This is a genomic window from Escherichia sp. MOD1-EC6819, from assembly GCF_002965765.1.
GTDB classification, from domain to species: Bacteria; Pseudomonadota; Gammaproteobacteria; order Enterobacterales; family Enterobacteriaceae; genus Escherichia; species Escherichia ruysiae.
In genome coordinates this window covers 33,287-54,589 of sequence record NZ_PTRG01000005.1, presented here as the reverse complement: position 1 = coordinate 54,589, position 21,303 = coordinate 33,287, and the positions used below count along the sequence as shown (strand labels likewise).

25 protein-coding genes are annotated in these 21,303 nt (G+C 49.0%); 11 read left to right on the top strand and 14 right to left on the bottom strand.

What is annotated here, in order from left to right; translation table 11 throughout:
* Positions 1-8 precede the first annotated feature (8 nt).
* Positions 9-467 (top strand): DUF986 family protein, encoded by a 459-nt coding sequence (locus A7Z06_RS08220; RefSeq protein WP_000156263.1) that lies wholly within the window; start codon positions 9-11, stop codon positions 465-467.
* A 416-nt stretch (positions 468-883) separates the two neighbouring features.
* A complete protein-coding gene (gene mntP / locus A7Z06_RS08210; protein ID WP_024165129.1) occupies positions 884-1,450 on the top strand; it encodes a manganese efflux pump MntP in 567 nt (188 codons plus the stop codon).
* Here the strand turns inward: mntP and rlmA are convergent.
* The 5 genes from rlmA to mgrB all read right to left on the bottom strand — a co-directional run bounded on the left by rlmA (position 1,447) and on the right by mgrB (position 3,959).
* Positions 1,447-2,256, bottom strand: coding sequence for a 23S rRNA (guanine(745)-N(1))-methyltransferase (gene rlmA, locus A7Z06_RS08205; RefSeq protein ID WP_000010099.1), 810 nt, complete (start codon positions 2,254-2,256; stop codon positions 1,447-1,449). The two genes, mntP and rlmA, sit on opposite strands and share 4 nt — an antisense overlap.
* 165 nt (positions 2,257-2,421) lie before the next feature.
* Positions 2,422-2,631 carry a transcription antiterminator/RNA stability regulator CspE gene (gene cspE / locus A7Z06_RS08200; protein WP_001062678.1) on the bottom strand — a complete coding sequence of 70 codons (210 nt, stop codon included), beginning with the start codon at positions 2,629-2,631 and terminating at the stop codon, positions 2,422-2,424.
* Between the two features lie 39 nt (positions 2,632-2,670).
* Positions 2,671-2,787, bottom strand: coding sequence for a DUF2627 domain-containing protein (locus A7Z06_RS08195; RefSeq protein ID WP_032141266.1), 117 nt, complete (start codon positions 2,785-2,787; stop codon positions 2,671-2,673).
* Positions 2,788-3,453: 666 nt separating this feature from the next.
* Positions 3,454-3,741, bottom strand: a complete 288-nt coding sequence (locus A7Z06_RS08185) for a YebO family protein (protein ID WP_001006853.1) — start codon at positions 3,739-3,741, stop codon at positions 3,454-3,456.
* Between the two features lie 74 nt (positions 3,742-3,815).
* Positions 3,816-3,959 carry a PhoP/PhoQ regulator MgrB gene (gene mgrB / locus A7Z06_RS08180; protein ID WP_000714530.1) on the bottom strand — a complete coding sequence of 48 codons (144 nt, stop codon included), beginning with the start codon at positions 3,957-3,959 and terminating at the stop codon, positions 3,816-3,818.
* A 155-nt stretch (positions 3,960-4,114) separates the two neighbouring features.
* Here mgrB and A7Z06_RS08175 point away from each other — a divergent pair, with 155 nt between their 5' ends.
* Positions 4,115-4,354 carry a YobH family protein gene (locus A7Z06_RS08175; protein ID WP_001211004.1) on the top strand — a complete coding sequence of 80 codons (240 nt, stop codon included), beginning with the start codon at positions 4,115-4,117 and terminating at the stop codon, positions 4,352-4,354.
* Positions 4,355-4,495: 141 nt separating this feature from the next.
* On the opposite strand, the gene kdgR is transcribed toward A7Z06_RS08175, so the two are convergent.
* A complete protein-coding gene (gene kdgR / locus A7Z06_RS08170) occupies positions 4,496-5,287 on the bottom strand; it encodes a DNA-binding transcriptional regulator KdgR (RefSeq protein WP_001262205.1) in 792 nt (263 codons plus the stop codon).
* A 176-nt stretch (positions 5,288-5,463) separates the two neighbouring features.
* Here kdgR and A7Z06_RS08165 point away from each other — a divergent pair, with 176 nt between their 5' ends.
* Complete coding sequence (locus A7Z06_RS08165; protein WP_105279391.1) at positions 5,464-6,837, top strand: MFS transporter; 1,374 nt, start codon at positions 5,464-5,466, stop codon at positions 6,835-6,837.
* Between the two features lie 45 nt (positions 6,838-6,882).
* Here A7Z06_RS08165 and htpX read toward each other — a convergent pair whose 3' ends face one another.
* The 4 genes from htpX to msrC form a co-directional block, all read right to left on the bottom strand.
* Positions 6,883-7,764, bottom strand: a complete 882-nt coding sequence (gene htpX / locus A7Z06_RS08160; RefSeq protein ID WP_000984500.1) for a protease HtpX — start codon at positions 7,762-7,764, stop codon at positions 6,883-6,885.
* Positions 7,765-7,955: 191 nt separating this feature from the next.
* The gene (gene prc / locus A7Z06_RS08155) at positions 7,956-10,004 is read right to left on the bottom strand and encodes a carboxy terminal-processing peptidase (RefSeq protein WP_032225363.1); all 2,049 of its coding nucleotides are present in this window, start codon (positions 10,002-10,004) and stop codon (positions 7,956-7,958) included.
* A gap of 19 nt (positions 10,005-10,023) precedes the next feature.
* Positions 10,024-10,722 carry an RNA chaperone ProQ gene (gene proQ / locus A7Z06_RS08150; RefSeq protein ID WP_000431365.1) on the bottom strand — a complete coding sequence of 233 codons (699 nt, stop codon included), beginning with the start codon at positions 10,720-10,722 and terminating at the stop codon, positions 10,024-10,026.
* Positions 10,723-10,818: 96 nt separating this feature from the next.
* Positions 10,819-11,316: an L-methionine (R)-S-oxide reductase gene (msrC, locus tag A7Z06_RS08145; protein WP_001043872.1), complete on the bottom strand. Its 498-nt coding sequence runs from the start codon at positions 11,314-11,316 to the stop codon at positions 10,819-10,821.
* A 129-nt stretch (positions 11,317-11,445) separates the two neighbouring features.
* Between msrC and yebS the strand changes: the two genes are divergently transcribed.
* The 5 genes from yebS (at position 11,446) to A7Z06_RS08120 (ending at position 17,500) form a co-directional block, all read left to right on the top strand.
* On the top strand, positions 11,446-12,729 hold the full coding sequence (yebS, locus tag A7Z06_RS08140; RefSeq protein WP_001207287.1) for a membrane integrity lipid transport subunit YebS: 1,284 nt from the start codon (positions 11,446-11,448) through the stop codon (positions 12,727-12,729).
* Positions 12,698-15,331 (top strand): lipid-binding membrane homeostasis protein YebT, encoded by a 2,634-nt coding sequence (gene yebT, locus A7Z06_RS08135; RefSeq protein ID WP_000076945.1) that lies wholly within the window; start codon positions 12,698-12,700, stop codon positions 15,329-15,331. The genes yebS and yebT overlap by 32 nt, the downstream gene beginning before the upstream one ends.
* A 79-nt stretch (positions 15,332-15,410) precedes the next feature.
* Positions 15,411-16,850 carry a 16S rRNA (cytosine(1407)-C(5))-methyltransferase RsmF gene (rsmF, locus tag A7Z06_RS08130; protein WP_024212375.1) on the top strand — a complete coding sequence of 480 codons (1,440 nt, stop codon included), beginning with the start codon at positions 15,411-15,413 and terminating at the stop codon, positions 16,848-16,850.
* 116 nt (positions 16,851-16,966) lie between these two features.
* Positions 16,967-17,203 carry a DUF1480 family protein gene (locus A7Z06_RS08125; protein WP_010345804.1) on the top strand — a complete coding sequence of 79 codons (237 nt, stop codon included), beginning with the start codon at positions 16,967-16,969 and terminating at the stop codon, positions 17,201-17,203.
* Between the two features lie 105 nt (positions 17,204-17,308).
* The gene (locus A7Z06_RS08120; RefSeq protein WP_000457831.1) at positions 17,309-17,500 is read left to right on the top strand and encodes a YebW family protein; all 192 of its coding nucleotides are present in this window, start codon (positions 17,309-17,311) and stop codon (positions 17,498-17,500) included.
* Here A7Z06_RS08120 and pphA read toward each other — a convergent pair whose 3' ends face one another.
* The 4 genes from pphA to yobA form a co-directional block, all read right to left on the bottom strand.
* Positions 17,501-18,157: a protein-serine/threonine phosphatase gene (pphA, locus tag A7Z06_RS08115; protein WP_000806431.1), complete on the bottom strand. Its 657-nt coding sequence runs from the start codon at positions 18,155-18,157 to the stop codon at positions 17,501-17,503.
* A 408-nt stretch (positions 18,158-18,565) separates the two neighbouring features.
* Positions 18,566-18,907 carry a YebY family protein gene (locus A7Z06_RS08110; RefSeq protein ID WP_000976489.1) on the bottom strand — a complete coding sequence of 114 codons (342 nt, stop codon included), beginning with the start codon at positions 18,905-18,907 and terminating at the stop codon, positions 18,566-18,568.
* Between the two features lie 12 nt (positions 18,908-18,919).
* Positions 18,920-19,792: a copper homeostasis membrane protein CopD gene (gene copD / locus A7Z06_RS08105; protein ID WP_000879337.1), complete on the bottom strand. Its 873-nt coding sequence runs from the start codon at positions 19,790-19,792 to the stop codon at positions 18,920-18,922.
* 3 nt (positions 19,793-19,795) lie between these two features.
* Positions 19,796-20,167 carry a CopC domain-containing protein YobA gene (yobA, locus tag A7Z06_RS08100; protein ID WP_000255068.1) on the bottom strand — a complete coding sequence of 124 codons (372 nt, stop codon included), beginning with the start codon at positions 20,165-20,167 and terminating at the stop codon, positions 19,796-19,798.
* A 138-nt stretch (positions 20,168-20,305) separates the two neighbouring features.
* On the opposite strand from yobA, the gene holE reads away from it, so the two are divergent.
* Both holE and yobB read left to right on the top strand, forming a co-directional pair.
* On the top strand, positions 20,306-20,536 hold the full coding sequence (holE, locus tag A7Z06_RS08095) for a DNA polymerase III subunit theta (RefSeq protein ID WP_000916765.1): 231 nt from the start codon (positions 20,306-20,308) through the stop codon (positions 20,534-20,536).
* Between the two features lie 100 nt (positions 20,537-20,636).
* Positions 20,637-21,293, top strand: a complete 657-nt coding sequence (gene yobB, locus A7Z06_RS08090; protein WP_000222246.1) for a carbon-nitrogen hydrolase family protein YobB — start codon at positions 20,637-20,639, stop codon at positions 21,291-21,293.
* Positions 21,294-21,303: the final 10 nt, after the last annotated feature.

Sequence of the window (21,303 nt, the reverse complement as noted above, 5' to 3'; positions counted from 1 at the left end):
GAGGATTAATGACAATCACGGATCTGGTACTGATTCTGTTCATCGCCGCACTCCTGGCCTTTGCGATATACGATCAGTTCATCATGCCCCGACGCAACGGCCCCACCCTGCTGGCAATTCCTTTGCTCCGGCGCGGTCGCATCGATAGCGTTATCTTCGTCGGGCTGATTGTCATTCTTATCTATAACAATGTGACCAACCATGGCGCACAAATAACCACCTGGTTATTAAGTGCACTGGCGCTAATGGGCTTTTATATTTTCTGGATCCGGGTTCCGAAAATCATTTTTAAACAGCAAGGTTTTTTCTTCGCCAATGTCTGGATTGAATATCGCCGAATTAAAGCGATGAACTTATCGGAAGATGGCGTACTGGTGATGCAATTAGAACAGCGCCGTTTATTAATCCGCGTTCGAAATATCGACGATCTGGAAAAAATTTATAAACTTCTCGTGTCAACTCAATAAGTTATAGATTTAGCCGAAGCTATGTTTAGTGTATTTTTAATAACCAAACATAGCTTAGGCTATATTATTCCTTCTCTTATTTGTTATTTATTTTAACGTTTTATTGATATATAAATCTAAATGAAAATCGTTATCAACGATACAATACAATAATATATCCCAACAGTTGTTTTATATTCTCAAAATATGTTAAGGTTGCGCCCTCATTTGGGGAGTAGCCGATTTCCAGATTCCGGAAATGTACGTGTCAACATACTCGTTGCAAAACGTGGCACGTACGGACTGAACACCTTCAGTCAGGCGAGACCATATGCACATCAATCGCTATGCCTGCATGGGCGCTTCTTGTCGTTCATGTGTGCATGTTTGCTGGGGGCGGTGATGTGTTTTATGGATACCCCGGTCAGGACGTTGTCATGAATATCACTGCTACTGTTCTTCTTGCTTTTGGTATGTCGATGGATGCCTTTGCTGCATCAATCGGTAAAGGTGCCACCCTCCATAAACCGAAATTTTCTGAAGCCCTGCGCACTGGCCTTATTTTTGGTGCAGTTGAAACGCTGACGCCGCTGATTGGCTGGGGTATGGGCATGTTAGCCAGCCGCTTTGTTCTCGAGTGGAACCACTGGATTGCGTTTGTACTGCTGATATTTCTCGGCGGGCGAATGATTATTGAGGGTTTTCGTGGTGGAGACGATGAGGATGAAGAACCGCGTCGTCGTCACGGTTTCTGGTTGCTGGTAACTACCGCAATTGCCACCAGTCTGGATGCCATGGCGGTTGGTGTTGGTCTGGCCTTCCTGCAAGTTAATATTATTGCTACTGCACTGGCGATTGGCTGCGCCACCTTGATCATGTCAACATTAGGTATGATGGTGGGTCGCTTTATCGGTTCAATTATTGGCAAAAAAGCGGAAATTCTTGGCGGGCTGGTGCTTATTGGCATTGGCGTCCAGATCCTCTGGACGCACTACCACGGCTAATTTGTTCGTTGCCAGACGTGAATATTAAAGTCCGTCTGGCAATCAAATTCTTCTTTTGCCGCCAGCGTTTGCCAGACTTCTGGCTTGGCGCGCCAGGCAAACGGTGTCATCTGTAACAACGCAACGGCCTCATCTCCGCGCAGGCGCATCGGATAACACAATTCATCGCTCTGCTGTAATGTAAAACCTTCCAGTTGTTCCGTATGGAGCGCATGTAGATGTACTTCGTCGTAAATCAGCCCCTTCAGCTCCATTAAATGTCGTGGTCCCGGGGTAGCGGTAATGACCCATCCTCCCGGTTTGACCACGCGCGCTAATTCTTCTGCTTTGCACGGCGCGTAGATACGGACAATGGCATCCATACTGGTCTCAGAAAACGGCAGACGATGGCTGGAAGCGACACAAAAGGTAACCTGATGATAGCGTTTCGCCGCAGCTTTAATCGCAACCTTAGAGACATCCAGACCAAAAGTAGTCACACCTGGCAATGCATCGGCAAAAGCATGAGTGTAGTACCCTTCCCCACAGCCAATATCCAGTATTGCCGTTGCGTGCTCATCAAGACAATCACACAATTGAGCGACTATCGCATCACGAAGCGGCTGATAATGCCCGGCATCTAAAAATGTGCGCCGCGCTTGCATCATTTCCGCACTATCACCCGGATCGCGGGATCGTTTATGCTGAACGGGCAGCAAATTAACATATCCCTCTTTCGCCATATCAAATTGATGCCGTTTGGGACAGATATAGCTGTTTTTTTCAAGCGATAGCGGCTGATGACAAAGTGGACAGGAAAACGACATGACAACTCCGGCAGGATACTAAAGGCCGCAAGTGTAACGCGAATTGCGCGTCGGGCAAATATCCGCAGGCAAGAGCATGAATAAAACAAAGTAAAAAGCCTCGCATTTGGACGAGGCTTGATAGCGAGATTGAAGCGCGTTTACACTTCAGATCAGTGGTTTCGATCAGATTGCTGTTACGTTAACAGCTGCCGGACCTTTCTGGCCGTCCTGAATTTCGAACTCAACGTTCTGGCCTTCGGCCAGAGTTTTGAAGCCATTACCCTGGATAGCGGAAAAGTGTACGAATACATCTTTGCTGCCATCAGCCGGAGTAATGAAGCCAAAACCTTTAGACTCGTTGAACCACTTAACCTGACCTTTAATCTTTGCCATTTGAAAAATTCCTTAGATTGTTTTCTTCGCCCGCAGGCATTACAGAGATAAAACTGACACATTACTGCATGAGGCACTAATATAAGGCTCGGCAGAGAAGCGGTATTCAACGACAACGTGTTTACTCAGGACTTCTTTACTGAAAATGCCACACATAAACAGAACTGTACCTCGTTTAACCCGAAACTGTTATCACATACAACGTTAATTATGGCAAGCCATTTTTAAACATGTCTCGATCAGCCGCACAAATCTCGATACGCCTTCCACTTTTTTGCACATTTATGCAACGGAATACATGTCGATATATCGATGCACTTAACCATACCATTACAAACAGATACTTGATCTGATGTAGTTTCTAACATAGTTCAATAAGTTCAGTTCTTCCAGAGCAGCACTACAACTTATTACGCAATGCGAGCGATATCACTTTTTATGATATATAACGAATAAAATATTATATAAATTCACTCCATAAAACAGTCAGTTAACAACAAACTCGAGTACAATAAAGAAACTATACTTAAGCCATATTATTATTTTAAAATAAGAAAAATTGATGAAATACTAAAAAGTGAGAAGAGAAACGTTTCGCTAATAAACAATACCGTGATTGATCACAATTCCGATGTAAACATCCCAATAACTTAGCGGGGTAAATATCTTTTTCCGATATCGATGTTATGAAATAAATAACACGATAAATAATTGAAGTCAGACCAGAGTATTAATTTAAATCAATTGCACCACTATAGTGCATATATGAATGATAAGATGAGTAACCCGTTAACACCAGGGTTACTCAAATTTGAGGACGGATTACCGTTCAGCTACCAGGCGGATGATATCGTCATCTTCAGCCGCTTTTTGGTTCTCTGCAGCACTGGTATCTGTTTTTTCAGGTTCGCTTGCTTCGCACAAACGACGTAACAGCGCATTTTGCCGTTTTTGCTGATCCAGCAATGCCTCAAGAAGTTCAATCTGTTCGTTAGTCCGTGAACTGGCACGGTTGATGAAAAACCACAAGATGAGCCCAATAGCGAGAACTACCACCGATACAACCAAAGACGCAATGTTCATCACGCCTGAATTTACAACTTCGTTCATTTCACCACCTCTAAGTAGAGGCGCCATTCTACCACTGCCACACAGGAAGGAAATCTACCGTTGAAAAAATGATATCACCACGGGATAAATTGATTGATGGTACAAATTCCGTTGAAAAATTGTACGTCCTGATCGCACATCATATTGAACACCTGCGCCCATAGCAGCAAGCAAGCCAGCACAGCGACAACCAGAACGCCCCATCGAAACTTTTTCACTCCAGTCTCCGTTTAAACTACCTTATGTCATTAAACTATCATGCGTTAGTTAAACAGCGCCTAACTATGTCGATATTCGTGCTTTTGGAACTATACGCTTGCTTCAGCCCATATTACCGCTACGATTAGGCGAACAAAAAAGAGATGAGGTCATAATGCGATTCATTATTCGCACAATTATGTTGATAGCACTGGTATGGACAGGATTATTACTAAGCGGATATGGCGTTCTGATTGGAAGCAAGGAAAATGCCGCTGGGTTAGGTTTACAATGTTCCTATCTGACCGCCAGAGGCACCAGCACGGTACAATACCTACACACTAAAAGTGGGCTTTTCGGAATAACAGATTGCCCGCTGTTACGTAAAAGCAATAACGTTGTGGATAATGGTTAAAGGCATAAATAACTACTTAAACCGAAGATAAAAAGTACATTCATCGCCATAGCGTACTATGTTACGCCATTTGTAACTTTATTTAACCCACGCGAAATACAGAACCTGTCTGAATATTATACAGACAGGTTCTTCCTCTAATCAGAACGGATAGTCGTGATACCCCATTTGAGAGGAAATTTTACGCGCCGCCGTATGCAGCATAGTCACATACTCCTGCAAACGCTCCTCAGAAAAACGCAGGGTCGGGAAGGAAATACTCAAACCAGCAATAACCACGCCAAAGCGGTCAAATACCGGAACTGCGATACAGCGCAGCCCCTCCTCCTGCTCTTCGTTATCTTCGCCATAACCTTGCTCACGCACCAGATCCAACACCGGTAATAACGCTTCTGTGCTGGTAATGGTACGATCGGTACTGCGTTTATACTCAACGCCCTCAAGGATTTGCTTCACTTCATCACGATCGCGCCAGGCCAGCAATACTTTACCAATCGCAGTACTGTAAAGCGGATTACGACGACCAACCCGAGAATACATGCGCAAATTGTACATAGAGTCAATTTTGTGGATGTAAACAATGCTGTCTTCATCCAGCGCGCCAAGGTGGATGGTCTCTTTGGTCAGGCGGGAAAGCTCACGCATCTGGATATCTGCGCTACGAATAAGATCAACATTTTGTAACGCGCGGGCGCCCAGTTCAAACAATTTCAGGGTCAGCGAATATTTCTCTGACTCCCCTTCCTGCGCCACGTAGCCCAGGGTTTTCATGGTCTGTAAAAAGCGATAAACGGTGCTTTTTGACATCATGACGCGCTGTGACAGCTCGGTTATCCCTATTTCACGCTCTTCGCCCAGCGCCTGCAAAATGCCAAAAACTTTCAGTACAGAAGATACAGAATCAGGCTGTTTATCCAGATCTGCGTTAGCCATTTATCACCTCATTGCGAGTGTTTTATAAAAATCAGAACTGTTTTTTATTATAATTTCGTGCCAGGGTGGTCGCAATCCATCTTTTGCCGGTTAGTTACAATTCTGCGACATTCGCCGTGAATATCAGTGCTAGAATCATACCCCTGTTGATTATTACCAAAAGATATAAAATTCCTATGCCAAAAGTTCAGGCCGATGGTCTGCCGTTGCCTCAGCGATACGGCGCGATTTTAACCATTATTATTGGTATTTCGATGGCGGTCCTCGACGGCGCTATCGCTAACGTCGCCTTGCCAACAATCGCCACAGACCTTCATGCCACGCCAGCCAGCTCCATCTGGGTAGTGAACGCCTATCAAATTGCCATTGTCGTCTCTCTGCTCTCATTCTCGTTTCTGGGAGATATGTTTGGCTATCGACGTATTTATAAATGCGGACTGGTCGTTTTTCTGTTGTCTTCGCTGTTCTGCGCCCTTTCTGATTCGCTGCAAATGCTCACCCTGGCGCGTGTAATACAAGGTTTCGGCGGTGCAGCGTTGATGAGCGTTAATACCGCACTTATCCGCCTGATCTATCCACAACGTTTTCTGGGTAGAGGGATGGGCATAAACTCGTTTATTGTTGCCGTTTCTTCTGCTGCCGGGCCGACAATTGCTGCAGCAATCCTCTCCATCGCATCCTGGAAATGGTTATTTTTAATCAACGTACCGTTAGGTATTATCGCCCTGCTTCTGGCGATGCGTTTTCTGCCACCTAATGGTTCTCGCACCAGTAAACCCCGTTTCGACCTGCCCAGCGCCGTGATGAATGCGTTAACCTTCGGCCTGCTTATTACTGCGTTGAGTGGTTTCGCTCAGGGGCAATCGCTGACGTTGATTGCAGCAGAACTGGCGGTAATGGTTGTCGTGGGTATATTCTTTATTCGCCGCCAGCTTTCTCTTCCCGTACCGCTGCTACCGGTGGATTTACTGCGCATTCCGCTGTTTTCACTTTCTATTTGCACGTCTATTTGCTCTTTCTGCGCACAGATGTTGGCAATGGTTTCTCTGCCCTTTTACCTGCAAACCGTGCTTGGGCGCAGTGAAGTAGAAACGGGTTTACTCCTGACGCCGTGGCCGTTAGCTACCATGGTGATGGCACCGCTGGCAGGCTATCTGATAGAGCGCGTACATGCAGGATTACTTGGTGCTTTAGGTTTGTTCATTATGGCAGCGGGTCTGTTTTCACTGGTTCTGCTGCCCGCTTCTCCTGCGGATATCAACATTATCTGGCCAATGATCTTATGCGGCGCTGGATTTGGCTTATTTCAGTCCCCCAATAACCACACCATTATTACCTCCGCCCCTCGCGAACGTAGCGGTGGTGCCAGTGGCATGTTAGGTACAGCTCGTCTGCTTGGTCAGAGTAGCGGCGCGGCTCTGGTGGCTCTGATGTTAAATCAGTTTGGCGATAATGGTACGCACGTCTCGCTGATGACTGCGGCTATTCTGGCTGTGATTGCTGCCTGCGTCAGTGGGTTACGGATTACCCAGCCACGATCCCAGGCATAAAAAAAGCGCGTCGACCAGGACGCGCTTTTTAGCATTTACTTCATATTACTTCAGGTATTCACCGGTGCGCAGAGCTTCAATACGTTTATCCAGCGGCGGGTGAGTCATGAACAGCTCACTGAGCGATTTTGACTTACCGTTAATGCAGAAAGCCATCATGCTCGTTGCTTCTTGCGGCTCATAGCTGGTTTTAAGACGCTGCAGCGCGGCAATCATTTTTTCACGGCCAACCAGTTTCGCTGAACCCGCATCGGCGTGGAATTCACGATGACGCGAGAACCACATGGTAATAATGCTCGCCAGAATACCAAATACCAGTTCCAGCACCGTCGCGACTGCAAAGTAGATCAGCGGGTTACCGTTGCTCTCTTCACCTTCGTCACGGTTACCGCCCATGAAGCCAGCGGCCAGTTGCGCGAGAATACGAGAAATAAAGATAACGAAGGTGTTCACCACACCCTGAATCAGCGTCATCGTAACCATATCACCATTGGCAATGTGGCTAATTTCGTGAGCGATTACTGCCTCGGCTTCATCCGGGCTCATGTTTTGCAACAAACCGGTGCTGACAGCAACCAGAGAGGCATCACGGCGCGCACCGGTTGCAAAGGCGTTGATATCCGGCGCATGGTAGATAGCCACTTGCGGCATAGCAATTCCAGCCTGACGCGCCTGGGTTGCAACAGTATTGATCAGCCAACGTTCCCTTTCGTTACGCGGTTGCTCGATCACTTCCCCGCCAACAGATCGTAATGCCATCCATTTGGACATCAGAAGCGAAACGAAGGAACCACCAAAACCGAACAGCAAGGCCATAATCATCAGCCCCTGAACGCTGCTCGACTGTATCCCTGTCAGGCTCAGTACCAGCCCGAAAACGACCATCACGGCCAGGTTCGTTAGCAGGAAGAGCGCGATTCGCATCATAATTTTCTTTTTACCTCAGTTTAACAAAACGCAATATGCGATACCCACATCGTATGGGCTACGTGACTATTTTCAAGTCCGGATAGCACGTAAGTCACCAGAAAGACACAACTTTACATTTTGTAGCATCTGATTTACGGCATCTTGCCACTGTTAAAAAATCAGGCACAATTTCTTGTGCCTGATTGATGTTACTTGACGGGGGCGGGCTGTTCCGCAGGTCTGGCTTTTTCCAGACGCGCCAAATCAAGCGCGATGTTCACTGTTTCATCCAGATACGGATCTGGCTCCTTGTAATCTTTTGGCAGATCGTCCAGTTTCTTCAACTCCGGTTTTCCTTCGCGTTTAAAGCGATCGTTCAACCGCGCCAGACGCGTCGCATCATCTTCGTTATTCTCTTTTTCACGCACAGCGTAATTCAGAGAAACGATGTTGCGTTTGTCCTTCATGGCGTTGAAGCGAGCGATATCCTTCATGATGTTCTGGAACTCAGGATCCTTCGCGATACGCGCATTATGTTCCTTCAGCAACTCCGGTTCAAACGCCGTTAAGTCTCCAGATTTCACATAGGTTGCAGCGTCAATGCTATCCCATGGTAGCGCGTTATCTTCGAATTTCTCACCGGTTTCCGTCTCTTCATTGCCCGTAGGCATGATGATATCTGGCGTTACGCCTTTACGTTGCGTACTGCCGCCGTTAACGCGATAGAATTTCTGGATTGTGTACTGTACTGAACCCAACGCCGGCCATTCAGGACGTAACATCTGATCGTAGATACGGTTCAGAGAACGATACTGCTGGACTGTGCCTTTACCAAATGTCGGTTCACCCACAACCAGCGCACGACCGTAATCCTGCATGGCAGCAGCAAAGATTTCCGAAGCCGAAGCACTGAAACGGTCAACCAGCACCACTAACGGGCCTTTATAGAAAACCTGACCGTCGTTATCGCTATCTTCGCGAACCTTGCCGTTGTTATCACGAACCTGCACAATCGGACCTGATGGAATAAACAGCCCAGAGAGCGATACCGCTTCAGTCAGCGCCCCCCCGCCGTTGCTACGTAGGTCGATAATGACACTGCTGACATTTTGTTTTTCCAGTTTCTGCAGTTGAACTTTGACATCGTCCGTCAAGCCAACATAGAAGCCCGGAATATCCAGCACACCGACTTTTTCTTTACCGACAGTCTTCACAGACATTTTAACTGCACGGTCTTCCAGACGAATACGTTCACGCGTCAGCGTTACTGTCCGGGTCTTGGTCCCTTTACCCGCAGGCAGAATTTCCAGACGAACCTTACTGCCTTTCGGCCCTTTGATTAAGGCAACGACATCATCAAGACGCCAGCCGATCACGTCAACCATCGGTTTACCGGTTTGTCCGACACCGACAATTTTGTCACCAACGCTGATAGCTTTACTCTTCGCTGCTGGCCCACCCGCCACCATTGAATTGATAACGGTGTAGTCATCATCCATTTGCAGTACTGCGCCAATACCTTCCAGCGACAAACTCATTTCAGTATTGAACTGTTCGGTATTGCGCGGAGAAAGGTAGTTGGTATGTGGGTCGATTTCGCGTGCAAACGCCGTCATTGCCAGCGAGAAAACATCTTCGCTGTTGGTTTGCGCCAGACGACGAATAGCAAATTTGTAGCGGCGAGTCAGGGTTTCACGAATTTCTTTATCCGTTTTTCCTGCCAGCTTCAGGCTTAACTCGTCGAATTTAACTTTACTGTCCCACAGCGCGTTTAACTCGGCCTCGTTTTTCGGCCAGGGTGCTTTGCTGCGATCCAGGTTATAGGAATCGTTGCCGGTAAAATCCATCGGCTTTTCCAGTACAGACAACGCATACTGGTAACGTTCGAAGCGGCGTTTTTGCGCCAGATTGTAGAGATCGTAGAAAACGTCAAGTTTGCCGGTGCGAAGTTCATCGCCCAACTCGGTTTTCTTTTTCGCAAATTGTTCGACATCGCTTGCCAGCAGCACATTGTGGCTGTAATCAAGCAAGTTCAGGTAGCGGTCAAAGATTTTGGCCGAGAACGCCTGATCGAGATCGAACTGACGATAATGGGAACGGGTGAAGCGCGACGTTACGCGCTCACTCACAGTCGCATGCTGCGTCTCTTCCTTTAATACCGGAATTTGATCAGCACGCGTAATATCTTCTACTGCGAAGGTCTGGCCTGCTATTGCAAGCAGGCCAGCTAACGCGGTAAGCCTAAAAAACATGTTCATGCCTGGCCCGGCCTCCGTTTCAGAACACCAGGTGTTCTGCGCGCACAATCAAAGACATACCCGAATTCAGTTGGACGCGGACGCCGTCTTTGGTGATTTCTAATACGGTGGCATCCATCGCGTTTTGACCAGCTTTCACCTTCAGGGCTTGTCCGACAGTCAGAGCTGAAATGTCAGAAACCGGGGTATGCTGTTCTTCGCGAGGTGCTTTTACTGTTTTTGGCGCTTTCTCAGCCGGTTTTTGCGCGCGAGGTTTGCGCTCGGCGCCTTCTTTACGGCGTTGCGCGGCAGGACGTGGTTTACGTTCGCGGCGTGGTGCATCTTCTTTCTCACCAGCAGCTGCGGCAGCTTCGCGTTTTTTCGCTTGCTGTTCAGCGCGCTGAGCCTGAACGCGTGCTTTCGCTTCTTCAAGCTGTTTGCGAGCATGTTCTACATGCTGCTCGTCCAGCTCACCGCATGGGTTGCCGTCAAGATCGACACGCGTTGCGCCGGGTTTAACACCGTAAAGGTAACGCCAGCTCGAAGTGTAGAGACGTAAAGCGGATCGCAGTTGCGTTTTGCTCAGATTCATTTCCCCGGCAACACGATCGACCAAATCCTGAAAAATACCGATTTTCAGCGGACGCGCTTCACCTTCCGCACTGAAACAGTGGGGAAAACGTTCGGCCAGAAACGCGATTACTTCTTTACTGCTATTCAACTTAGGTTGATTTTCCATGAAATTTCCTGATTACAACGGACGTAGCCAACAAGCGCAGGCATGAACAGGCGTCATTATAATGACGCCATCAGTAAATGCTACGTTATCCGTTGATTATCCTGCGACGCTCGCAAAGAATTTTTTGTAATCCGTCATTGCAAGCACCTTTTCAAGCTGTGCCACAAGCTGACGTAAGCCTTGCTCGTCCTCGTCTGTAAAGCGACCGAAGACGGTACTGTCGATGTCGAGAACACCAATAATCTGATTTTTCACCACCAGCGGCAGGACAATTTCAGAATTACTCGCCGCATCACAGGCAATATGCCCATCAAAGGCGTGAACATCCTCGATTCGTTGTACTTGATTGCGGGCAACCGCAGTGCCGCACACGCCGCGCCCGACGGGGATCCGTACACAGGCAATTTTGCCCTGAAATGGTCCGAGCACCAGCGTATCGTCCTCAAGCAAATAAAAACCGGCCCAGTTTACGTCTGCCAGACGTTCGTATAACAACGCGCTGGTGTTTGCCAGCGTTGCCAGAAAACTGGTCTCTCCCGCCATCAGCGCGTTAAAGTCGCGATTTAAATCCGCGTAAAATTCTGTTTTGTTCATTATATAATCACTTGGTTGTCTTACCTGGAACTGCCAGCCTATTAAAATAAGCATTAAATGCGTTAATGCTCAAGATCATTCCCATCATGGGTTAAGATTAATGTTAATTCTTATTACATTTGGCACGTCATGGCACTTAACACCCCGCAAATTACGCCAACAAAAAAGATAACAGTGAGCTCAATCGGCAAGGAACTGCCGCGTGGTGATTATCAACGTTGCCCGCAATGTGACATGCTGTTTAGCCTGCCCGAGATAAATTCTCATCAAAGTGCCTATTGTCCGCGCTGTCAGGCCAAAATTCGTGACGGGCGTGACTGGTCGCTAACGCGCCTGGCGGCAATGGCGTTCACCATGCTATTGCTGATGCCATTTGCCTGGGGCGAACCACTGTTGCATATCTGGCTGTTAGGTATTCGTATTGACGCCAACGTCATGCAAGGCATCTGGCAAATGACCAAACAGGGCGATGCGATAACGGGGGCGATGGTCTTTTTCTGCGTTATCGGCGCCCCACTTATCCTCGTCACATCTATTGCTTATTTGTGGTTTGGCAACCGACTGGGGATGAACTTACGCCCGGTACTGCTGATGCTTGAGCGACTGAAAGAGTGGGTGATGCTGGATATCTACCTGGTCGGCATTGGTGTTGCTTCTATAAAGGTACAGGATTATGCCCATATCCAGGCGGGTGTCGGCTTATTCTCTTTTGTAGCGTTGGTGATTTTAACGACGGTGACGTTGTCACATCTTAATGTTGAACAGCTGTGGGAGCGATTTTATCCTGAACGCCCTGCCACGCGCAGGGACGCGAAACTACGTGTTTGCCTGGGGTGTCACTTTACCGGCTATCCTGATCCGCGCGGTCGCTGCCCCCGCTGCCATATCCCGCTTCGCCTGCGTCGTCATCATAGTCTTCAAAAATGTTGGGCGGCGTTGTTGGCTTCAGTCGTCTTGTTGTTACCAGCTAACCTGTTGCCTATCTCGATCATTTATCTGAACGGTGGACGACAAGAAGATACGATTCTTTCCGGCATCATGTCGCTGGCAAACAGCAACATTGCGGTCGCCGGAATTGTGTTTATCGCCAGTATTCTGGTGCCGTTTACCAAAGTGATTGTGATGTTCACTTTATTATTGAGCATTCATTTTAAATGCCAACAAGGATTACGCACGCGAATACTGTTACTGCGAATGGTGACCTGGATTGGTCGCTGGTCGATGCTCGATCTGTTTGTCATTTCTTTAACTATGTCGCTGATCAATCGCGATCAGATCCTCGCTTTTACTATGGGACCGGCTGCGTTTTATTTCGGCGCAGCGGTTATTTTAACTATTCTTGCAGTGGAATGGCTGGACAGCCGCTTACTTTGGGATGCACATGAGTCAGGAAACGCCCGCTTCGACGACTGAAGCGCAGATTAAAACTAAACGCCGTATCTCACCTTTCTGGCTGCTGCCGTTCATCGCGCTAATGATTGCCGGTTGGCTGATTTGGGACAGTTATCAGGATCGGGGGAACACCGTCACCATCGACTTTATGTCGGCGGATGGCATTGTCCCTGGCCGCACACCTGTTCGTTATCAGGGTGTTGAAGTCGGAACCGTTCAGGATGTCAGCCTTAGCGATGATCTTCGTAAGATTGAAGTCAGGGTCAGCATCAAGTCCGATATGAAAGATGCGCTGCGCGAAGAGACGCAGTTCTGGCTGGTGACGCCAAAAGCCTCTCTAGCAGGTGTTTCCGGACTGGATGCACTGGTTGGGGGTAACTATATCGGCATGATGCCAGGCAAAGGCAAAGAGCAGGATCACTTTGTCGCCCTCGATACCCAACCGAAATATCGGCTGGATAATGGTGATCTAATGATCCACCTACAGGCTCCCGATCTTGGTTCTCTGAATAGTGGTTCGCTGGTCTATTTTCGCAAGATCCCGGTGGGACGTGTCTACGACTATGCGATCAATCCCAATAACCAGGGCGTGGTGATTGATGTCCTGATTGAGCGGCGTTTTACCGATCTGGTGAAAAAAGGGAGTCGCTTCTGGAACGTTTCTGGCGTTGATGCCAATGTCAGTATCAGTGGCGCGAAAGTGAAACTGGAAAGTCTGGCTGCGCTGGTTAACGGTGCGATTGCCTTCGATTCGCCGGAAGAGTCGAAACCCGCCGAAGCGGAAGATACCTTTGGTTTGTATGAAGATCTCGCCCACAGCCAGCGTGGGGTAATCATAAAACTGGAACTGCCGAGCGGTGCCGGATTAACCGCCGACTCAACACCGTTAATGTATCAGGGTCTGGAAGTCGGACAACTGACGAAACTGGATTTAAACCCAGGCGGCAAAGTCACCGGAGAAATGACCGTAGATCCCAGCGTCGTAACGCTGTTACGGGAAAATACCCGCATCGAATTACGCAACCCGAAATTATCCCTCAGCGATGCGAATCTCAGCGCCCTGCTCACGGGCAAAACCTTCGAACTGGTGCCGGGCGATGGTGAGCCACGCAAGGAGTTTGTCGTTGTGCCTGGCGAGAAAGCCCTGCTGCATGAACCTGATGTTCTGACGCTGACCCTGACCGCGCCGGAAAGTTACGGTATTGATGCCGGTCAGCCACTCATTCTGCATGGTGTGCAGGTCGGTCAGGTAATTGAACGTAAACTCACCAGCAAAGGCGTCACCTTTACCATCGCCATTGAACCACAGCATCGCGAGCTGGTAAAAGGCGACAGCAAATTCGTCGTCAACAGCCGTGTGGACGTAAAAGTGGGACTAGACGGCGTCGAGTTTCTCGGTGCCAGCGCCTCTGAATGGATCAACGGAGGGATACGTATTCTGCCGGGCGATAAAGGCGAGATGAAAGCCAGCTATCCGCTGTATGCCAATCTGGAAAAAGCCCTGGAAAACAGCCTTAGCGATTTGCCCACCACGACCGTGAGTTTGAGTGCAGAAACATTACCAGACGTGCAGGCGGGATCGGTAGTGCTGTACCGTAAGTTTGAGGTTGGCGAAGTCATCACCGTGCGCCCACGGGCTAACGCCTTTGATATCGATCTGCATATTAAGCCGGAATATCGCAACCTTCTGACCAACAACAGCGTGTTCTGGGCAGAAGGCGGGGCGAAAGTTCAGCTTAATGGTAGCGGCCTGACCGTACAGGCTTCGCCACTTTCACGGGCGTTAAAGGGTGCTATCAGCTTCGATAACCTCAGCGGCGCCAGCGCCAGCCAGCGTAAAGGTGATAAGCGTATTCTTTATGCATCAGAAACGGCGGCTCGTGCGGTCGGCGGACAGATTACGCTCCACGCTTTTGATGCCGGAAAACTGGCGGTCGGTATGCCAATTCGCTACCTCGGTATTGATATCGGGCAAATCCAGACGCTGGATCTGATAACCGCACGTAATGAAGTACAGGCAAAAGCGGTGCTCTATCCGGAATATGTCCAGACTTTCGCTCGCGGTGGTACACGCTTTTCGGTGGTCACACCGCAGATTTCGGCAGCCGGCGTTGAGCACCTTGATACCATCCTCCAGCCGTATATCAATGTCGAACCCGGTCGTGGAAATCCTCGCCGCGACTTTGAATTACAGGAGGCTACCATTACCGACTCTCGTTACCTGGATGGCTTAAGCATTATTGTTGAAGCGCCAGAAGCCGGATCGTTAGGCATCGGTACACCGGTACTATTCCGTGGTCTGGAAGTGGGTACGGTCACTGGAATGACGCTGGGTACACTATCGGATCGGGTGATGATTGCGATGCGCATCAGTAAACGCTACCAGCACCTGGTGCGGAACAATTCCGTCTTCTGGTTGGCATCGGGCTACAGTCTGGACTTTGGTCTTACGGGCGGCGTAGTGAAAACCGGTACATTTAACCAGTTTATCCGTGGCGGGATCGCCTTTGCCACTCCGCCTGGTACTCCGCTGGCACCGAAAGCCCAGGAAGGCAAACACTTCTTGTTGCTGGAAAGCGAACCGAAAGAGTGGCGTGAGTGGGGAACCGCGCTACCCAAATAATGCGCACTGCTCCGGCGTACCTGCGCCGGAGCGTTTATGCTAAACTGCGCGCCTGTTTTTTTGCCAGTGGTACATGCTCGTGGCCCAACATACCGTTTATTTCCCGGACGCCTTTCTGACGCAAATGCGTGAAGCAATGCCTTCGACGCTCTCTTTTGATGATTTTCTCGCCGCCTGTCAGCGCCCGTTGCGCCGTAGCATTCGCGTTAATACGCTGAAAATCTCCGTTGCAGATTTCCGGCAATTAACCGCTCCTTATGGCTGGACGCTAACGCCGATCCCGTGGTGTGAAGACGGTTTCTGGATCGAACGTGACGATGAAGACGCATTGCCGCTGGGCAGTACCGCTGAACATTTGAGTGGCTTGTTTTATATTCAGGAAGCCAGTTCAATGTTACCGGTTGCTGCATTGTTTGCCGATGGTAACGCCCCAAAACGGGTGATGGATGTCGCTGCTGCACCGGGTTCAAAAACTACGCAAATTGCCGCACGGATGAATAACGAAGGGGCGATCCTTGCCAACGAGTTTTCCGCCAGCCGGGTTAAAGTGTTGCACGCCAATATCAGCCGCTGTGGCATCAGTAATGTTGCGCTCACGCATTTTGATGGCCGCGTGTTTGGTGCGGCATTGCCAGAAATGTTCGATGCTATTTTGCTGGATGCCCCCTGCTCCGGCGAAGGCGTGGTGCGTAAAGATCCCGATGCGCTGAAAAACTGGTCACCAGAAAGCAATCAGGAGATCGCAGCCACCCAGCGAGAACTGATCGACAGTGCCTTTCATGCATTACGTCCTGGCGGTACGCTGGTTTACTCGACCTGCACCTTAAACCGGGAAGAAAACGAAGCCGTTTGCCTGTGGCTGAAAGAGACTTACCCCGACGCAGTAGAGTTTTTACCGCTGGGCGATCTATTCCCTGGCGCGGACAAGGCGCTGACCGAGGAAGGCTTTTTGCACGTCTTCCCACAAATTTATGATTGCGAAGGTTTTTTCGTTGCTCGTCTGCGTAAAACTCAGGCGATTCCCGCGTTGCCTGCGCCGAAATATAAAGTGGGCAATTTCCCGTTTACCGTAGTGAAAGATCGCGAAGCCGGACAAATTCATCAGGCGGCTGCGAGTGTCGGCTTAAACTGGGATGAAAACCTGCGCCTCTGGCAGCGCGATAAAGAAATCTGGTTATTCCCGGTGGGCATTGAAGCGTTGATAGGTAAAGTCCGATTTTCCCGTCTGGGGATTAAACTTGCTGAAACGCATAACAAAGGTTATCGCTGGCAGCATGAAGCTGTCATTGCCCTTGCTTCAGTCGCCCATGCTAACGCGTTTGAACTGACACCACAGGAAGCGGAAGAGTGGTATCGCGGGCGCGACGTCTACCCACAAACCGCGCCAACTACGGATGATGTGCTGGTCACCTTCCAACATCAGCCAATCGGTTTAGCCAAACGTATTGGTTCACGGCTGAAAAACAGTTACCCACGGGAGCTGGTGCGCGACGGGAAACTTTTTACCGGTAAAGCCTGACCGCGCACAAAAAAGCGCACTTTTTGACTGGCGAATCTGACTGCCTTGACTAGGCTGAAAAATGGTACGACCGAACTGGTCGTACCACAATCGGCACTTAAATGGAGAGCACGAAGATGAAAACCAGTGTACGCATAGGCGCTTTTGAAATCGACGACGGCGAGTTAACCGGCGAATCGCCTGGTGACCGAACGTTAACCATCCCCTGTAAATCTGACCCGGATTTATGTATGCAACTTGATGCCTGGGACGCCGAAACCAGCATCCCAGCCCTGCTAAACGGCGAACACTCTGTCCTTTACCGTACCCGCTACGATCAAAAGTCTGATGCCTGGATTATGCGTCTTGCCTGATCCAAAAAGAACCCGTCGGCATGACGGGTTATTTATCCTGGTTATTTCCCCCGTTGAAAAATCTCCCCTAAACTTAACGGTACGGCACCGCACTTCGAGGATGAAATGTTCGCGCTGGTACTTTTTGTTTGCTATCTGGACGCTGGCTGTGACGATATTGTGGTTGATGTCTACAATACGGAACAGCAGTGCCTCTATTCAATGGACGATCAACGGATCCGTCACGGAGGCTGTTTTCCGATTGAGGATTTTATTGATGGTTTCTGGCGACCTGCACAGGAGTACAGTGACTTTTAATTATTGCAGTTGCACAAGAGTCAACTCACCTCCGAAGACGGCGCCGGTATCAATATAATGCAAGTTACCGATATCCACGCGATGCCGTAAGGGCGTATGCCCAAACCAGAAATGATCGGCACCTGTAATTCCCTGCCCTTTTTGCCCCCCACGCAATCGCGATCGACTCCACAACACCTGATGCAGATCGACTTCCTTATGCCACTCATAAATATCATTGGGGTAATCCGCATGGGCGATGACATGCAGTCCGCTACTACAGCTTAATTCAATTATCCACGGTAAAGACCTGCACTTTTCCAGCACTATTCTCGCCTGCTCGCATTGGCGCTCTGTCAGTGCTGCGAACCAGTCGCCGCCATTCATAAACCACAAAGACATCTGCTGCGAATCCAACGCATCCATCGCCATCTGCTCATGATTGCCTCTTACCGCTCTGATCCAGCGTTGTTCCAGTAATTGCAGGCAGCGCAAACTCTCCGGGCCACGATCGATAACGTCACCAACCGAGATCAGCAAGTCTTGCCACGGGTCAAACCGGCAGTGCCACAATTTCTTACGCAGTTGCGCCAGGCAGCCATGAATATCCCCCACCAGCCAGATATGTCGCCACTGACTGCCATCAATCTTCTGATAGATGTGTCTTGCCTGTTTCATCAATTCCTTACTCCCGCGCGAAAGATCACATTATCTTAACAAAAATGTTAAAAAAGCCTGGACTGAAGCAGTAGAGTGTGTGTTATGGTTGATGGTAAAGTCAGTGCAGTAAAAGCTGTGATGTAATCATCAAACTGGCTTTATAGATAAAAAGAGACCGAATACGATTCCTGTATTCGGTCCAGGGAAATGGCTCTTGGGAGAGAGCCGTGCGCTAAAAGTTGGCATTAATGCAGGCTTAGTTGCCTTGCCCTTTAAGAATAGATGACGACACCAGGTTTGCCAGTTTGCGTGCAAAATGGTCAATAAAAAGCGTGCTTGTCATCGTCTTAAATGTTAAAAACCGCCCGTTCTGGTGAAAGAACTGAGGCGGTTTTTTATTTTAAATCAAACATTTACTGTAGATGATTAACAGAGTTTCTCAGCTCTTTCAATAAACGGTGCCAGACTCATTTTTTCACCTGGTTTGTTAGGATCATCAATCTGGATCACTGAAATAGGCTGGGCGTTGGTCTTTCCGCTGGTAACTTCTTTTTGCGCGACATCGTTCAAAGGGTACTGCACCAGGGTGCTGGGGTTAATGACATACAGCGCGTTGCCCGGTCGGCATGTCAGCATCACTTCTTCACGATTAAATGCCCATTTGTCTTTACCCATTTCAAAACGACTAACGGTGATCACTTGTGGCGCCGCCAGCGCCGCTGCCGAACTGGTAAGCAATACAAATGCCAGAATACTTTTTTTCATCATTTTCGTAATCCATCAAAAAGGTTCGAGAGTTGCAAGCAGGCTGATAATCACCAGCACTACCGCACCTATCGCCCATTCGAGTTTTGTCATCCAAACAAACCACGGAGCCGCACGGTCTTCATCTTGCCCCATCCGTGGCACCAGAACATAACGATTTGCCAGTGCAATGGCTACCATAATCATCACCAATATGACCTTTAGAAATAAAAGCTGCCCCCAGTAAGTCGCAAGTGTTGGGGGAAATCCGGTGATGAATAATGCATTAAGCACGCCGCTTGCCAGCACGCCAATCACCGCAAAATGTCCACACCAGGAGAATCGCATCAGTGCATGAATGGCCTGACGTCGCCAGCGCCCTTTTACCAACCGCATACACCAGACGACCGGCAGCAAGCCACCAAACCATGCCGCCGCGCAAATCAGATGTACAGCGTGATTAGTCTGATGGATTTTCGCCGTTAATCCTTCGTTTAACGTCGCATGTCCTACTCCCGCCATCAGGATAAATTGCGCGGTAGTTAGCACAAACAACAAACGTGGCATGTTCCCTGGTTGCATCAGAGCGACGGTTAGCGTAACGAGGGCGAGAACGATTTGCCAAATCCAGACACCACCAAACTGCGTTTGTAACACTGATTGCCAAATGTTCAACGAAACCACATCCGACCATCCCGCGCCCATCAACCCGCCCTGTACGGCGAACATCGCAGCGGCGCTGCTCAAACTCCAGACGGCAGCATGTTGTTGTAAACGCAGAAAACGTTTCGTCAGCAAGCGACGAATTGCTATTGGTGCCAGCCATGCGCCATACATCGCGAAGCCAAAGACCAGCATCAGGGAGGTAAAATGGATAAATCGCAATGCGACCCAGGTAAACGCCAGCATGTTTTATTTCACTGTAAAGGTGTAATGCCCTTTGGTTTTATGCCCGTCCACCGAGACAACATGCCAGTTGACGGTATAACTTCCGGGCTTCAGGGCGTCGGCAAGCGGAACAATCAATTGGTTTTTGTCTTGTTCATTACGCTTCGCGGGTAATGTTTTAACATCTTCATTCTTTGAACCGATGATTTTGGCGCCGCTGAATCCGGGTTCAATACTTTCAGAGAAGTTTAACGTAATGGCCTGTGGGGCGGCAGTAACCTCCGCATTCGCCGCAGGATACTGATGCGTCAGATGCGCATGTGCCCAGACAGAAGGCGCCAGCGAAGCGGCAAATAATACGAGTGCGTAACGAAGAGAACGTGCAGTTGAAACCATATTATCTATTCCTTTTTGTAATAACTTTTTTACAGAGCATAAACTTGTCTAATGATAGAGTCGAGGATCATCAATTCCGGCTTGCCATCCTGGCTGACTCTTAGTAACTTTTGCCCGCAATTAACGAGGAGACACAATATGCTGAAGAATCTGGCTAAACTGGATCAAACTGAAATGGATAAAGTTAATGTCGATCTGGCGGCTGCCGGGGTGGCATTTAAAGAACGTTACAATATGCCGGTAATTGCTGAGGCGGTTGAACGTGAACAACCGGAACACCTGCGAAGCTGGTTTCGTGAGCGCCTTATTACCCACCGCCTTGCCTCTGTAAATCTGTCACGCTTACCTTACGAGCCTAAACTTAAATAAACCTTATATTAAGTTACACTTTCTTACATAGCGCCTGCTAAATTGTGAGTATTTTCTTATACGCATCAATATTTGCGGACACTGTGAAAAGGAAGTCATTATGACATACAGGAAAGTCGCAGCAGCACAATATGAGCCTCGTAATGCCTCACTCACTGAGCAGGTGGCCCATCATCTGGAGTTCGTGAGGGCTGCCGCCAGACAGCAGTGCGAACTTTTAGTTTTCCCCTCGCTTTCTCTACTGGGATGTGATTATAAGCGACGCTCTCTTCCTGCCCCGCCCGACCTTTCGCTGTTAGCCCCGCTTTGTTATGCCGCGACAACATGGAGAATGACCATTATTACCGGCCTCCCCGTTGAACATAATGAACGTTTTATTCGTGGTATTGCCGTATTCGCGCCAGGGATGAACGCGCCCGGAATTTATCATCAAAGCCACGGAGCATGTCTGGATCGACACTCTAAAACCATCACTGTGGTGGATGGACAACCTGAAGGCATTGATATGCCCCCAACCTGTTCACTGTTTACCACCGGTCAGTGCATCAGTGAGCCCGAACTATTGGCTTCTACTCGCCACTTACAATTTTTCTCACATCAGTTCTCCATCGCCGTACTGATGGCTAATGCCCGGGGCAACAGCGCACTGTGGGATGAACATGGCAGCCTTATTGTTCGCGCCGATCGCGGTTCGTTATTGTTAGTTGGTCAACGCACACCGCAGGGTTGGCAAGGCGATATCATTCCATTACGCTAGGCGTTTTCGG